The organism is Nitrosopumilus sp. Nsub (assembly GCF_001541925.1).
Taxonomy (GTDB): Archaea; Thermoproteota; Nitrososphaeria; order Nitrososphaerales; family Nitrosopumilaceae; genus Nitrosopumilus.
This window is the reverse complement of the sequence record NZ_LQMW01000011.1, coordinates 21,442-36,072: the sequence shown is the minus strand read 5'-3', so window position 1 is coordinate 36,072 and position 14,631 is coordinate 21,442. Positions and strand designations below refer to the sequence as shown.

The window sequence follows — 14,631 nt, the reverse complement described above, 5'->3', positions numbered from 1 at the left end:
ATGTATGTAAAACAACATATTTCTTGATATACTCCAAGGATTAGAGAAATAGTATTGGAAGAAATATTAGAAATTAGAAATTTAAAAAAATATTACACAAAAAAGAAAATATTTAGTTCAAAATCACTAGTTGTCAAAGCAGTAGATGATGTAACATTTTCAATTAAAAAAGGAGAGGTGTTTGTGTTGGCAGGAGAGTCAGGGTCAGGAAAAACAACAATTGCCAAACTAATTTTAAAATCAATTCAAGCAGATTCAGGTAAAATCATTTTTGAGAGTCAAGAGATAGATGAACAAAAAAAGAATTTGCAAAAAATTAAAATGAATTGTCAAATGATTCATCAAGACCCATATGACTCAATAAATCCAAGAATGAGAATAGGAGACATCATATCAGAACCACTTGAAATCCACAATACAGAAAACAAAGAGCAAAGGATGAAAAGAGTAATTGAAGTGTTACAAGAAGTAAAGTTAGAACCAGCAAAAGAGATAATTGGAAAATACCCACACATGTTATCAGGAGGACAAAGACAAAGAGTAGTGCTAGCCAGAGCATTAGCATTAAAACCAAAAATAATCATAGCTGATGAGCCAGTTTCAATGCTAGATGTGTCAATTAGAGCAGAAATGCTAGAATTAATGAAACAATTACAAACAAAATACAATATTTCATTTATCTACATCACCCATGATCTAGCAACTGCAAAATATTTTGGTCAGAGAATTGCAATTTTGTATTTGGGAAAAATTGTCGAGACAGGACCAATTAATCAAGTACTAGAAAGTCCAAAACACCCGTACACTCAGGCGTTAATTGATGCAATTTCAGAACCAGATCCGAACAATATTCACAAAGTAAGAGAGATTAGAATTAAAGAACCAACTGGAAAGGACATTTCAAAAGGATGTAGATTCAAACCGAGATGTCCATATGCAATTAAACAATGTGATGTAGAACCAGATTTAGAAAAAGTTGGTGACAAACATTTTTCTGCATGTTATGTTAAACTAGATTAGATTGTTTTTACTGAAGGAACACGTTTGTCCTTATAGGTAACAACATTTGAAACTCCATTTTTAGGAAATACACCATAAATCAATTTGGCTTTTTGAATTACAGAATCCTTCAGAGACACCATAATGAACTGACTTTCCTTAGAGCGTTCCTCCAAAATTGTAGAGAGTCTTTCAGCGTTAGGTGCATCAAGGTGAGCATCAACTTCATCAAACAAGTAAAATGGTGAAGGCTTGAGTTTTTGTAATGCCAACACAAATACAATTGCTGCAAGTGTTTTTTCACCACCACTAATTGATGTTGATTCTCTTTTTGGTTTGTTTGGGAATTGAATCAAATAAGATATTCCAGAATTAAAGATGTCATCTTCATTTTGTAACTCCAACCAAGCGTTACCGCCAGTCATTTTATTGAAAATTAATCTAATCTCTTTGTCGACTTTATCAAATGCATCCAAGAAAGTTTGTCGCTTATCTCTTTCAATACTTTCAATAAATTTAACAATTCCAATTCTTTCTTCTTCCAAGGAATTCTTTCTAACAGACATTGACCTGTATCCATATGAAACTTCAAGGTAGGCTTCAGGAGCTTTTGCATTTAGGGCGTTAAGTGAGGATAATTCAGCAGTCAAGCCTTGGACGATTGTTTCAACATCAAATGTTTCCATATCTTTGTGGAACCCAAAGGCTGAAAGAATTTGTTGTAATTTTACTTCATTTTCAACTAAATCTTTTAAATCACGATTCAAAGAGTCAGATTTACGTTGAAAATCATTAATTTTTTTGGTTAATTCTCTATCTTTTTCAGTTAAAGTTTTGAGTTTATCATCAATTTCTTGGACTTGCCCAATAGATGAACCAGATGTAGAGATTAATTCCTGTTCTTTTTGTCTTAGTTTTTCTAAAACTTCTCTTTTAGGATCTTTTTGTTTTTCCAAATCGTTAATTTTTGATTCAATTTGTTTAGATTCTAAACGTAATGAACTTTCTTCATCATTTAATCTAGTTGTTTGAGATTTTTCACGATTATCTTGTGTTTGCATTGTAGTTAATTGAGATGATTTATCACGATATTCATTCATAATTGAAGTGTATAATTTTTCAATATCAGATTTTTTTATATTTATTTTTTATAATTCACTTGCAATTCTAGTTTGTTCTCCACTAGCATAATTTTGTTCAACGATACTAATACGATCAAGTAATGAATCAAGGTGAGATTGATTTGTTGAAACTTCAGATTCAATCATATTATTTCTAGAAGTTAGTTCAGAAATTCGTTTTGTTAGTTGTTCTTTAGTATTTTTGGCAGATACAATTCTAGATTTAAGATTTTCATAGTTTTCTGATGCCGAAGTTAATGCATTTTCAGACATAGACAGTCTATCAAAATAAGATTGGATAGAATCATCCAATTTTTTTAAGGTGTGTTTTTTCTTTAGCATGTATTTTTTAATCAAACTTATCGATTGAATCAATCCATCAATGTCACTACTCATTGAAATTAATTTTGTTAGTTTTGAAATTTTTGAATTTATATCAATGACCACAGTTCCACCTTTAGCCTCAAAGAATTCACCATCAAGAGTGACAGATTTGTATCCTAATTGAGATAAATTGTATGCAGATTCACGGGTTTCTGCCAAAAGGATATTCCCAAATAGGAATGTTTTGAGGGCAAAATAGGCATCATTGCATTTTACAAAATCAGATAAGACTCCAATAATACCTGATTCTTTAGGCATAGTAAGTTTGAATTTTGGAATAGCATCAAGAGGAATAATTTTTAATTTTGGAAGTTTTTTTGTTCTTGCAACTTCGGCGATACCCAATAAAGTTGCAAAATCTTTTACCACTAATGCCTTTATCCAATCAGAGCTTACAGCAAGAACAGAACGCTCGTATTTTTTATCCCAAGAAATCATTTCATAAACCAAGCCATCAATTCCTAATTTGTCAGCATCTTCTTTTAATTTTGCAACAGTATAATCTTCATGCATGAAACCTTTCACAGTTTTAATTTTGGATTCATATTGATTAGCAGCCTTGTCAGATTTTTCTAAAATAAATCCTAATTCATCCATATCATGAATTGTTTTTGATTTTTTTGTTTTTAATTTTGAAATTCTAGATTTTAATTCAGAGATAGTTGCACGATGATTATTTGTTAATGAAGATAATTTGGATTCCAAATTGATCAGTGTTATAATATCTTTTTCCAATTGAGTTAATTTTTCAGAATTAGATTTTATTTTTAATTCAGATTCTTCTTTTTCATGTAAAATTTTAGAAAGTTTTAGTTTAACACCATTTGATTGTTCAGTAAGAATTTTTATTTTATTATCAATTTCAGATTTTTTTGCTGCTGCTTCAGATTGCTCAGTAAGAATTTTGTTACGTTCTGAATCAATTAATTCCAAATCACCATTTATCTTATTTCTTTCTTCATTAGTTATTTCAATAGAATCTTTTATTTTTTGGATTTGTGTATCTATGTCTTGTCTAGCAGTGTCAATTTCATCTAATTCAGTTTTTATTTGTGGAATGCGAATATTGATTTGTTCAAGTCTTTTCTTTGATGCAGAAATTGCAGTATTGTCAATCTCATATTGTTCCATTGCAGAACTAATTTCAGCATCAAGTGTAGATTTTGCTTGAGTGTAGTCATTTGCAGCATTCATTAATGTTGATTTTTCAGAATCCAAAACTCCAATTTCACCTTTCAAAACATTTCGTTCACCATCAAATGTGGCCATTTCCTGTGTTAATTCAGACAAAGTTGTCTCTTTATTGGATTTTTTAGCAGAAATTACCTTCATTTTATTGGCAGCAGCAATTGCTTTGTAACGATTTAATTCACGTTCCAGTATATCATGACGTAACTTTTGATTTCTTTCTTCTTCTAATTCATCAATACGGTTTTTAATTTCACCCATTTTAGCAAGTGCAATTTCAAGTCGCCTATCAGCTTCATCAAGTTGTTTTATTGATTCTGATTTTTTTTCATCAAAATAAGAAAGTCCAATTAAATCTTCAATAGTTTTTCTTTTTTCTTCAGATGTGAATTCAGAAATTCTTGTTACAGTTCCTTGTTGTACTGCATTGAGTTGTCCCAATCCAGCATTTGCCATATCAAGTAAATCTAAAACATGACTTCTCTGGGTTTTCTTTTTATTGAGATAATAAGTATTCTCACCATCTTCAGATAATTCTCTAGTTATCTCAACTACATCACTATCTACTGGAATTTTTCTGTCAGAATTATCAAAGTGGACACTTGATCGTGCCATTTTAGGACCTCGACGACTTCCTTCAATATCATGAATTAATGATCGAAGTTTATCAACTCTCATTACTTTGGGTTTATTCTCACCCATTGCAAAAATAATTGCATCCAAAATGTTACTTTTACCTGAACCATTAGGACCAGAAATAGAAACTAACCCAGGTTCAAACTGAACAGTGGTATTTCTAAATCCAAATGATTTGAATCCAAAGATCTCTACTTTTTTTACATGTACCAATAGAGATCATTTTTCATTAGACAGGATAATCGATGTTTAACAATTTTTGTTGACTCTATTGATTAATTTTTCTTGTTATATTATCAAATTTTTCGTAACGGAGGTAATTATCAAATAACTTTCAAAAAGACAATTTCAAAAGAAATGAGCCTAACTATAATTAGCAAGTAAACAATTGTAATGCATGACAAAAGTTGGATTGATCCAAACATCAAATTATGAAAATAACAAAAAAGGAATTGAAAATGTTTCAAAATTATTAAAAAAGTTAGGTACAGATGAAACAGAAATTGTTTGTTTGCCAGAACAATGGCTTCCAAATAATAAGATCGATGATTATGATAAAGAATTTTCAGAATTTAAAAAAATTTCACAAGAATACAATATGACAATTATTCCAGGTGCATTTTATCAAGAAAAAAATAATCAAATTTCAATAAATTCACCCATAATCAGTCCAGATGGAGAAATTATTGGAAAACAGGAGAAAATTCACCCATACGACTACGAAAAAGAGATTGTAAATCCAGGAAATGAAGCCAAAATTTTCAACACATCATGCAAATTTGGGGTGATGATATGCTATGATACTGTTTTTCCAGGCGTGGCAGACACTTTAACCAAAAAGGGGGCACAAATCTTGTTTTCACCAAGCAGAATTGTCAAAGAAGGTATTGAACCATGGAAAATGTATGTTCAAGTAAGATCTTTAGAGAACAGAATACCAATTGTTGCCCCAAATGTTATAGACATGAAATTTGGAGGAAATAGCCTCATTATTGAGCTTCAAAAAAAGGAAAAAATTGTAAAAACCAAATTAACGGAATTATATGGAGAATCAAGTGAATCAATAGACATAATTTTTTCAAATTACAAGGAAATCAGAAAACACAGACTAGAAGATAGAAATAATTTTCAGTGATTATTGATCTGCAACAAATTTTTCACAATCTTGTCTTGCTTGAACATCAGATGTTTGTTCAATTGGATGTTTCATCAGATATGCACTAGCGGATTTTATTGGACCACCAATACCTCTATCTAATGCAATTTTTGCCAATCTTACTGCATCAATAACAATTCCAGCAGAATTTGCTTTATCATCAACGTCTAAACGAACTTCCATATTGTAAGGGATATTTGCCCACTGTCTTCCTTCAATTCTCATAAACATAAGTTTAGTATTTCCTAAAAATGGAATAAAATCAGAAGGGCCAACATAAATTTGATCATCATCTAGACGTTCATCAAGTTGGCTTTGAACACTTTCAGTTTTTGAGATTTTTTTAGAAACTAATCTATCTTGTTCCTTCATGTTTAAGAAATCAGTATTACCACCTACATTGATTTGATATGTTTTTTCAATTTTGGTTCCTCTATCATTACAAAGTTTAGCTAAAGTTCTATGAACTATAGTTGCACCAACTTGACCTTTGATATCATCGCCGATGCAGGGAATATTTTTTTCTTGGAATTTTTTTGCCCAAGCCTCATCAGATGCAATGAATGAAGGAATACAATTAACAAAAGCAGTGTTAGAATCAAGACAAACTTGAGCCCAAAATTCAGTTACTTTGTCAGAACCTACAGGCAAATAAGATACAAGTATTTCTGCACCGGTTTCCTTAAGAATTTTTTTTGCATTTTCGGCTAGTTCAGCATCAGTTAATTTTGTTTCAATAGGTTTAACACGATTTTGAACCCAAATTCCAACACCATCTAATAAAGGACTTTGATAGACTTTTGCATCAGTTTTAGGCATAGTGTCTTTTGGAATCCAATCTACCATATTTGGATAAGCATAGATTGCTTCATTGAGAGGTTGTCCTACTTTATTTTCGCCAACATCAAATCCACATACAAAGTCAATATCATGAATACCATATCCTGCTAATTTATCGTGAATAATTCCAATTACTTCTTGAGATGGATTTTGTCGATAATATTCAATTCCTTGAATTAATCCAGAAAAACAGTTGCCAATTCCAACTAGAGCAACTTTAATTCTACCAGTCATAACAATTCTAATAAAATTAGGCGGTTTAAAGTTTGCTTAACCAATTAGAGTTCAGAACAAGATAAACATTTTTTCTTAAATGATATTCAGAAAAGCCTATTATTTAATAAAAATTAGTCATTAATTATGACAGATAATGAGATCGAGATTAAGGAATTTAAAAAAATCAATTTAGAAGGCGGTTATTTAATTGACGGATTTCCTTCAGTAGGATTTAGCAGTGCTATTGCAACTGAATCAATGATTCATACATCACAATTTGAATTAGGCGGGATAATTGACTCAGAGATATTTCCACCAATCAGTGTAATCAAAAATGGTAAACCAAACTATCCTTCAAGAATTTTCATTAACGAAGATTTGAAAGTAGGAGTATTTTCATCATATCTTAATTTAGATCAATCATTACACAGGCAAGTATCAGATTCAATGTTACAATGGGCAAAAACACACAAAATCAAATTGATTGTTAGCAGTGTAGCAATAAAATCAGATAAAGAAAATTCCGAGATGATGGGGGTTGGAAGTACAGAGTCAGCTAGGAAAAAAATCGAAGAAGCAGGAATAAAAATTTTAGATCATGGAACAATTCCAGGAATACCAGGAATGTTACTTAATGAAGGAAGTATAACAAATCAAGATGTTGTTGTAATAATTTTCAATACATTAGGAGATGGTCCAGATTTCAAATCTAGTGCAGATTTGTGTATGTCAATGTCAAAATTGATTCCAGGAGCTTCATGCGACATCCCATCATTGCAAAAAGAAGCTGAAAAAGCTGAAGCAACAATTAAGGAAACACAAGAAGAATCAACCCATCTTAAAGATTCAATGTATAGATAATTCCATAGCAATGACAAAGTTATGAAAAAATTATGAGTGACATTATAGAATTTGCAATTATTGTAATAGTTATTTCAGTATCAGGAGTAATGTCACCAGGTCCACTATTTGCTGCAAATATCACATATGGATTAAAGTATGGAGCTAAAGCAGGAATAAAAATTGCAATTGGACATTCACTGGTAGAATTTCCATTAGTAATTTTATTAGGAATTGGGATTTTGTCAATGGAGATTTTTCCAGAATTTAGATCAATTATTTCAATTTTAGGCGCAATTACACTTTTTGTATTTGCGTTTTTACAAATTAAAACAACATTAGAGAAAAATAAAAAAATACAAGCAAGACCAAAACAAGGACCAATCATCACAGGAATTTTACTCAGTGGATTAAATCCATTTTTTATTATTTGGTGGCTAACAATTGGATTAAAATTAATTTCAGATGCAATGGCAATATGGGCATTTGTAGGAATTTTAATTGTATTTGTGTTGCATGTTTGGATGGATTTTGTATGGTTAGGAGCTACTGCATTTTTAATTTCAAAAAGTAAGAAAATTATTTCAAATACAAATTATAAAATAATTATGTTAGCGCTGAGTGTAATATTGATTTATTTCGGAATAACATTTTTGATAGATGCAATCAATTAACCACAATCTAAAATTTCAATTATAGGAGTACAACTGTCATTATATGAATCAATTTTTTCTAAAATTTCTTCACAAAATTCAGGATCAAAAGATTTTTCATAAATTTTTATCTCATTTAAAATAAACATGTGATTTACACCACACAATTTTTCAGATGTTAAAAAAAATATCACTACAACAATTACTAAAACAATTAAAAGAAGAATTCTTAAATTATTCTTTTGTAATATCAATTTCCATATTAGAAACGTTACGTTGTTTCCCATCTTGGGAAGTAAGTGAATCTGAAGAAATTCTAACGTCACTAATTACATAACCAACAGTATCCATTCTTTTGACAATCATTTGAGATACATCAACTGCCTGAGTAATTCTTTTTCCGCGAGCTTTGATTGTGATACTCGGTCTAGTAGAAAGTTGAGTCAAGGTTGCTGAAACGTAGCTCATTATGGGTTTAGTTCCAATAAAGATAACATTTCGTTCTTCAGTAGAGTTTGAGTTTGCAGAATTTTCATCGCTGTTTGAAAGTTCTGGTGTTGGCTCTGGTTCTGGTGTTGGCTCTGGTTCTGGTGTTGGCTCTGGTTCTGGTGTTGGCTCTGGGTTAGTTCTAGTATCAAATTCAGATAAAATATCTTCTGCATCATTAGATTTTTTGTTAAAACTCAATTTGGAATTCCTATAATTAAAAAATGACTTTATCTTTTATTTAATTATTCAGGTGCTTGCCTTGAAGATAATCTTCAAATAATTTTTCAAGTTCATCGTCAGAATTACAGTTCTTAATTTGCTCAACCAAAACAGGTTCCTCAATTTCATAACAATTCATCATTTCCTGAGAATCTTTGAATATCAGCATAGCCTTGTTTTTAAAAATACAATGATATAATTTCTCTTTTTCCATATTATCAGGATTAAAATTTACACCATTCTCATCAACAGATACAGGGTATACCATAATCAATATAGTTCACATCAATATTTAGATTTTAACAATTTTCCATTATAGAGTATTGACAAATTATTAAACAAGAAGAATATAAAATCAAAAATTATTAATTTCAAGAAAAATAGAAAATATCAAATGAACGAGTCAACTCTCAAGTTTATCAAATGTCCAAAATGTAACAAAATAGTAGATTTGGAGATTTATGAAAATAAAAAAGAAATTGTTGAAGGGATTTTAAAATGCAATAATTGTGAATTAGTTTTTCCAATAATTGATAAAATTCCCATTATGCTAACTGATTTAAAAAAATATTTTTCTGAACATAAAATTTTAAGTGGTAAATTATACAGATTAACCTCAAGTAAGGAAATGAAAAATTTTCTGAAGTCAATGTTTAAAGAAATCATTTGGAATAATAATGACAAATCAGGAATTGAAGAAAGATGGACAAAAATCTATCAAAATAATAAAAATATTAAATTTTATAAAATTATTAAATCAGAACTAAGAAAAATTCCAAAAAAAGAATTAGTTCTAGAATACGGTTGTTCAATTGGAATCATCAGTAATTATGTATCAAATCAAAGTAAGAATGTTTTTGGAATAGATAAATCATTTAGTGCAATTCAACATGCAAAAACAAATCAAAAAAACAATACAGATTACATAGTTTCTGATTTTGCATCAAATCCGTTTAGAGATAAAAAATTTGATTTGATTATTGGGTTAAACATTCTAGAATTAATGGAACCAAATATTTTATTAAAAATTATTTCCAAGCAAATATCAAATGGATATGTAATGATTTCAGATCCATATGATTATGACCGAGGGATAAATTCAGTTAAACAACCAATTGATGAAAAAATTTTGAGAAAAAAATTAACAGAACTAGAGTTTAAAATAACCAGCAATACAAAAAAACCGTCATTTACATCATGGAAACTGCAACTTTATGATAGAGCAAGTCTAGAGTATAAAGTAGACATAATTATTGGAAAAAAGTAATCTAAGTTAATAAAGAAAAATCAAAAAAATGGAACAGATACAAAATACAATAATAATCAAAAAAACAAAATAGTACATTGGGAAGAGTAGTTTTCCACATCGATTTTGATTATTTTTATGCTCAATGTGAAGAAGTGAGAAAACCAAATTTAAAATCAAAACCAGTATGTGTTTGTGTTTTCTCGGATAGAGGAGGGGATAGTGGTGCAATTGCCACTGCAAACTATACAGCTAGAAAGTTTGGAGTAAAATCAGGCATTCCAATCACATTTGCAAAAAAAAAATTAGAACACAGAAAAGATGCAGTATTTTTACCAGTAGATTTTCAATATTATGAAAAAATAACTGAAAAAGCAATGCAAATAATGAAAAACAATGCAGATATTTTTGAATACGTTGGAAGAGATGAAGCATATTTAGACGTAACAGAAAGAGTAGAGGAAAATTTTGATAAAGCTAGTCACCTAGCTCAACAAATTAAAAATTCAATTAGAACAGAACTAAAACTAAGTTGCTCAATAGGGATTTCATCAAATAAATTAATTTCAAAAATAGCGTCAGATTTTCAAAAACCTGATGGATTGACAATAGTCGAACCTAATAAAATGGAACAATTTCTAGAACAACTAAACATTCGAGTTATTCCAGGAATAGGTAAAAAAACAGAACAGAGGTTTAAAGAAATGAATTTAGAAACAATTGAAGAAATAAAAAAAATCGACATCTTTACTTTGAATAAAGAATTTGGAAGAAAAAATGGAGCATATATTTACAATGCAGTAAGAGGAGCAAATAATGAACCAGTTAAAGAAAAAGAAGAGAATATTCAATATAGTAAAATCATTACACTGAAAAAAGATTCTAAAGAATTTGAATTTTTATTAGAAAATTTATACGAATTGTGTAAACAGGTTCATCATTTAATTAAAAGTAATAATAAAATGTTTAAATCAATAGGCATACATTTTGTACAAACAGATCTAAGTAACAAATCAAAATCAAAAATGTTACGTAATTCAACTAATAATCTTGAAGAATTAGAAAAAAATGTAAAACAACTATTGACAGATGCATTAGAAGATCAATCAATGACGATTAGAAGAATAGGTGTTAGAGTATCAGATTTAAGCGAAATAAAAGGTCAAAGTGACATAACTAATTTTTTTTAATATTTTCAGATTCAGATTTTTTTAGTCGTCTAGATTCAATTACTATTACAACTAAAATAAAAACAAATAACCACGGTAAGAACATTATTTCACCGGCAATTTTGTGATATTCCTCCCAGGCAACAGGATCAGTAGTTACCTTCAGAGCATACCAAGATAAAGAGAAAATTCGAATTAAATTAACAATTATAGTTCCTATTATTCCTATAATGAAATATACAATTTTTCGACTTTTCAAAATATTCATTTTTAACATAAATGCACCAATTACAAGTGAAAAAATGATTATACTGTGAACACCTGCAGAAGGCCAAAAAACTTGTAATGCCATTGAACCATGATCACCACGTAAGAACATTATGTTATCACGAGCTATTGCGGTTCCAAGATCAAGTGCTGTAATTACCCAAACATTAGCTTGAACGAAATAAGGAACAACATATTGTAATGGACCAAGTGTATCATAAGGAAAGAATGCATCTAAAGAAAGAATTATTGCAGTCCCACTAAGAAAAATTGGTGCAGCAGGTGCAATTCTAATCCAACGTTTACCAAAGAAGATAGTCAAACCAAGTACAATGAAAATTGCCATAACAATAAAGTCCCACATCCAAGTCCAAGAGTAAATTAATTGAACATCAAACTGTGTAGCAGATTCAATTAAAAATTCTCGCAAACCATATTCTAATGAGATCAAATATGAAATAGTAATTAGTGCGATTGGGATTAAAGCAAATAATCTTTTTTTAGAAATAATTATTTTCAAACCAATTAATTCAGCAATAACAAAAACTAATGCAAAAAAGTAACCACCCCTACCTTCATTCCAACTCCATGCAATGGAATCAGGAAATGCGATCATTGCAAATAAAATTGGACTTGATATTAGAAATATCCCAACAAATAGATTCCAATTTTGCATACAAACCAAACTAAAAATGGCAAATAAAAATCTGAACGTAGTGAAGAATCAAAGTTACGATAAGATAAAAGAGGAATAGAAAATCAGTCTTCAGAATCTTCTAGTTCATCAAGTTCAGAGTCTCGTCTGCTTGGTCGAATTGGAACATAAATGATTGTCACAATAAAGAATAATCAGACTAGATGATACAATCAAGGGTTGTAAAAATTTGTCTAATTGGTAATTTTCAGTCCATCAAAACTAAAAATTTACCTGACATTCGGTTTTGAGGGATTTAATCGTTGTAAAATAGGTGATTACAAGAATTCCAATGGCAATTATTCTAATTGGGATTTCATAGTTTGTAAGGAAGGCAGTGGCAGTAGCTCCAATTGATCCAAATGTAGAGATAACTGCAAATCCAATTGGTCCACAACTACATGCACCTGCAACAGAACCCACAATAGAACCCAAAATACTTCCTCCCATTTTTTGTTTAGAATTTTTTAGATGAGTAATTCTAAAAAGATTCATAGGAATTACTAATGCAGACAATATTGAAAGAATTAGAATTAAGAAGAATCCAAGTTCATTTCCAGACGGTAAGTGAGATACAAAGAATGGTTCAAAGAAAATAAATTCAGAAACAAATAACAAAGTAATCATCAAGGATGAAAAAATTATCAAAGATAATGCAATGAATTTGAAATTAGAAAAAATTAATTTTAAAATATTGATCATTTAGACCATAGAATCCAAAACTTTTTTGAATACAGAGAATGGTTGAGCACCGCCAATTTGTTTTTGGTCAAAATCTGGACCAATTATAAAAAATCCAGGAGTTCCTCTAACACCATTATCTCGAGCCTGTTGTGAATTGTATTGTACACGTTTGGAATATTTATCAGAATCAAGACATTCATTAAATAATTCCATATCAAGATTTAAACTAAAAGCAAAAGCCTTCAATCTTTCAGTGTTTGCCCATCCACTATCAATTTTAGACTCTTGTGAATTATAGAGAATTCCATGATATTCCCAATACTTATTTTGATCATCAGCACAATAAGTTGCCTGAGCTGCTTTTGGAGAATCCTTACCTAAAAATGCAAAATCAACAAAAACTAAATTTGCTTTTCCAGTTTCAATATAATCTCTCACTATCATTGGCTTAGTGTTATGAAACCAATTATAACATTGATGACACTGATAATCACCAAATTCAACTATTGTAATAGGAGCATCAGGATTGCCTAAAATTGGAGAGCCCAAAGCTGTGGAAATGCTACCATGAATTCTACTCATATCAACATCATATTGTTCACCCAAGTTTGATTCATTTTCAGATGAAGATGCTAATGCTGCAATTCCAGCAATTATAGAAATGATAATTATTCCTAAAATAGGACCTTTTTTCTTCATCAAATAAGGTTTATCAAAATGAGTTAAAAAAACCTATTTGAGATTTTGGGAAGATTTTCTACGAAATAAATTTACAAATTTCTCTATAACAGTATCAATTGGACAAACATCACAAGGAATTGTTGATGAGTGAGTTTCAAGATGTTTTAGGAATTTTTCGCGTGAATTTAATACCAAATCACATTTTTCACAATAAACTTTTGCATTATTAGGATTTGAAAATTTTTTCACATTGAATAACTAAAATAATTGCTTATAAAGATCATGTTGAAAATCAACAAAGAATTAGAGATAATGCATTCTCATATGAACAGTTAATTCAACTTGATATTGAGTTACAAATCCACAATGAGTACATGAAAAAAGTTGATTTTGTTGAGATTTAGATTCACGTTGCAGTACTTTTCCATCTACAGATTTGATATAGATTAAATCATTATTAGAAATTACAGCAAAATTTGAACTTTCCTCAATAAAATCAAAATATTCCTTTATAGCTGAAATTACCACTTCAACATCAATAATTTCATCATCTAGAGTAGATAATGTAAATTGATGATTTTTCAAAGTAGGAATTGCTTCAACTTTATCTGCAACATAAACAACTAATTCATTTTGAATTGAAGTTACATCAGCACAATCAACAGTAAGCATGAAATTCCAAAGAATAATGAATATTTTAGTTTAACAGTAATTTGAAAATAATATTAATAGATAATAATTAGAAATGAAAGTATGGGAAATTCAGAAACATTTGGAGTTCAAAAAGGCCACGGGGAGGAAATTATTCAATGGTTAAATGAACAATCAAAAACACAAAAAGGCAAATTAGAAGCTAGGTTATACGGATACACAGTAGCAACAAAAAATTTTGGAGAATTTGAAATGTTTTCATGGATTGGGGATGTACAAATTGCAAGAAAATTAATCATTAAAGCTAGTAAAAAATTCAAGATTAAAATAATTGAAGGAGGGTATAAGCCAAAAGAAAAAGTGTTTAAAATGAAAAAGTTTGATTTTGCTAAAGTGAAAAAAGGAGATAAAACAATAGGCCAATTAGAATTTGCAGTATCACGATTTGGAAATGCAGAGTGGGAAATTCAAGATGAAGAACGACATTGAAAAAAATTG

The 14,631-nt window shown here is 29.7% G+C and carries 16 protein-coding genes and 1 pseudogene; 7 read left to right on the top strand and 10 right to left on the bottom strand.

The genetic code is table 11. The features are described from left to right. Positions 1 to 54: 54 nt before the first annotated feature. Positions 55 to 1,020 carry an ABC transporter ATP-binding protein gene (locus AW732_RS02410; protein WP_067958007.1) on the top strand — a complete coding sequence of 322 codons (966 nt, stop codon included), beginning with the start codon at positions 55 to 57 and terminating at the stop codon, positions 1,018 to 1,020. On the opposite strand, the pseudogene AW732_RS02405 reads toward AW732_RS02410, so the two are convergent. After that, a pseudogene (locus tag AW732_RS02405) lies at positions 1,017 to 4,541 on the bottom strand (chromosome segregation SMC family protein). The gene AW732_RS02410 and the pseudogene AW732_RS02405 sit on opposite strands and share 4 nt — an antisense overlap. A gap of 184 nt (positions 4,542 to 4,725) precedes the next feature. Between AW732_RS02405 and AW732_RS02400 the strand changes: the two are divergent. Next, positions 4,726 to 5,463, top strand: coding sequence for a carbon-nitrogen hydrolase family protein (locus AW732_RS02400; protein ID WP_067958003.1), 738 nt, complete (start codon positions 4,726 to 4,728; stop codon positions 5,461 to 5,463). Here AW732_RS02400 and AW732_RS02395 read toward each other — a convergent pair whose 3' ends face one another. Next, the gene (locus AW732_RS02395; protein WP_067957999.1) at positions 5,464 to 6,558 is read right to left on the bottom strand and encodes an inositol-3-phosphate synthase; all 1,095 of its coding nucleotides are present in this window, start codon (positions 6,556 to 6,558) and stop codon (positions 5,464 to 5,466) included. A 126-nt stretch (positions 6,559 to 6,684) separates the two neighbouring features. Here AW732_RS02395 and AW732_RS02390 point away from each other — a divergent pair, with 126 nt between their 5' ends. Beyond that, entirely contained in the window at positions 6,685 to 7,401 is a 717-nt protein-coding gene (locus AW732_RS02390) for a PAC2 family protein (RefSeq protein WP_067957997.1), read from the top strand. Between the two features lie 32 nt (positions 7,402 to 7,433). Continuing rightward, positions 7,434 to 8,054 carry a LysE family transporter gene (locus tag AW732_RS02385; RefSeq protein ID WP_067957994.1) on the top strand — a complete coding sequence of 207 codons (621 nt, stop codon included), beginning with the start codon at positions 7,434 to 7,436 and terminating at the stop codon, positions 8,052 to 8,054. Here the strand turns inward: AW732_RS02385 and AW732_RS08975 are convergent. The 3 genes from AW732_RS08975 to AW732_RS02370 all read right to left on the bottom strand — a co-directional run bounded on the left by AW732_RS08975 (position 8,051) and on the right by AW732_RS02370 (position 9,009). After that, the gene (locus AW732_RS08975) at positions 8,051 to 8,182 is read right to left on the bottom strand and encodes a hypothetical protein (protein ID WP_256381635.1); all 132 of its coding nucleotides are present in this window, start codon (positions 8,180 to 8,182) and stop codon (positions 8,051 to 8,053) included. The two genes, AW732_RS02385 and AW732_RS08975, sit on opposite strands and share 4 nt — an antisense overlap. 85 nt (positions 8,183 to 8,267) lie before the next feature. After that, on the bottom strand, positions 8,268 to 8,720 hold the full coding sequence (locus AW732_RS02375; RefSeq protein ID WP_253805538.1) for a DNA-binding protein: 453 nt from the start codon (positions 8,718 to 8,720) through the stop codon (positions 8,268 to 8,270). A gap of 40 nt (positions 8,721 to 8,760) precedes the next feature. Next, positions 8,761 to 9,009, bottom strand: a complete 249-nt coding sequence (locus tag AW732_RS02370) for a hypothetical protein (protein WP_067958056.1) — start codon at positions 9,007 to 9,009, stop codon at positions 8,761 to 8,763. 126 nt (positions 9,010 to 9,135) lie between these two features. On the opposite strand from AW732_RS02370, the gene AW732_RS02365 reads away from it, so the two are divergent. Together AW732_RS02365 and dinB are read left to right on the top strand one after the other, a co-directional pair. Then, complete coding sequence (locus AW732_RS02365; protein WP_067957986.1) at positions 9,136 to 10,008, top strand: methyltransferase domain-containing protein; 873 nt, start codon at positions 9,136 to 9,138, stop codon at positions 10,006 to 10,008. 77 nt (positions 10,009 to 10,085) lie between these two features. Further along, positions 10,086 to 11,177: a DNA polymerase IV gene (gene dinB, locus AW732_RS02360; protein WP_067957983.1), complete on the top strand. Its 1,092-nt coding sequence runs from the start codon at positions 10,086 to 10,088 to the stop codon at positions 11,175 to 11,177. On the opposite strand, the gene artG is transcribed toward dinB, so the two are convergent. The 5 genes from artG to AW732_RS02335 form a co-directional block, all read right to left on the bottom strand. Continuing rightward, positions 11,164 to 12,099 (bottom strand): thaumarchaeosortase, encoded by a 936-nt coding sequence (artG, locus tag AW732_RS02355; RefSeq protein ID WP_082697398.1) that lies wholly within the window; start codon positions 12,097 to 12,099, stop codon positions 11,164 to 11,166. The two genes, dinB and artG, sit on opposite strands and share 14 nt — an antisense overlap. Positions 12,100 to 12,339: 240 nt before the next feature. Next, positions 12,340 to 12,819, bottom strand: a complete 480-nt coding sequence (locus tag AW732_RS02350; RefSeq protein WP_067957980.1) for a hypothetical protein — start codon at positions 12,817 to 12,819, stop codon at positions 12,340 to 12,342. Beyond that, positions 12,820 to 13,500 carry a DsbA family protein gene (locus tag AW732_RS02345; RefSeq protein WP_067957978.1) on the bottom strand — a complete coding sequence of 227 codons (681 nt, stop codon included), beginning with the start codon at positions 13,498 to 13,500 and terminating at the stop codon, positions 12,820 to 12,822. A gap of 33 nt (positions 13,501 to 13,533) precedes the next feature. Continuing rightward, positions 13,534 to 13,731, bottom strand: a complete 198-nt coding sequence (locus AW732_RS02340) for a hypothetical protein (RefSeq protein ID WP_067957973.1) — start codon at positions 13,729 to 13,731, stop codon at positions 13,534 to 13,536. A 54-nt stretch (positions 13,732 to 13,785) separates the two neighbouring features. Then, positions 13,786 to 14,154 (bottom strand): C2H2-type zinc finger protein, encoded by a 369-nt coding sequence (locus tag AW732_RS02335; RefSeq protein WP_067957971.1) that lies wholly within the window; start codon positions 14,152 to 14,154, stop codon positions 13,786 to 13,788. 81 nt (positions 14,155 to 14,235) lie between these two features. Here AW732_RS02335 and AW732_RS02330 point away from each other — a divergent pair, with 81 nt between their 5' ends. Beyond that, positions 14,236 to 14,622: a hypothetical protein gene (locus AW732_RS02330; protein WP_067957969.1), complete on the top strand. Its 387-nt coding sequence runs from the start codon at positions 14,236 to 14,238 to the stop codon at positions 14,620 to 14,622. Positions 14,623 to 14,631: the final 9 nt, after the last annotated feature.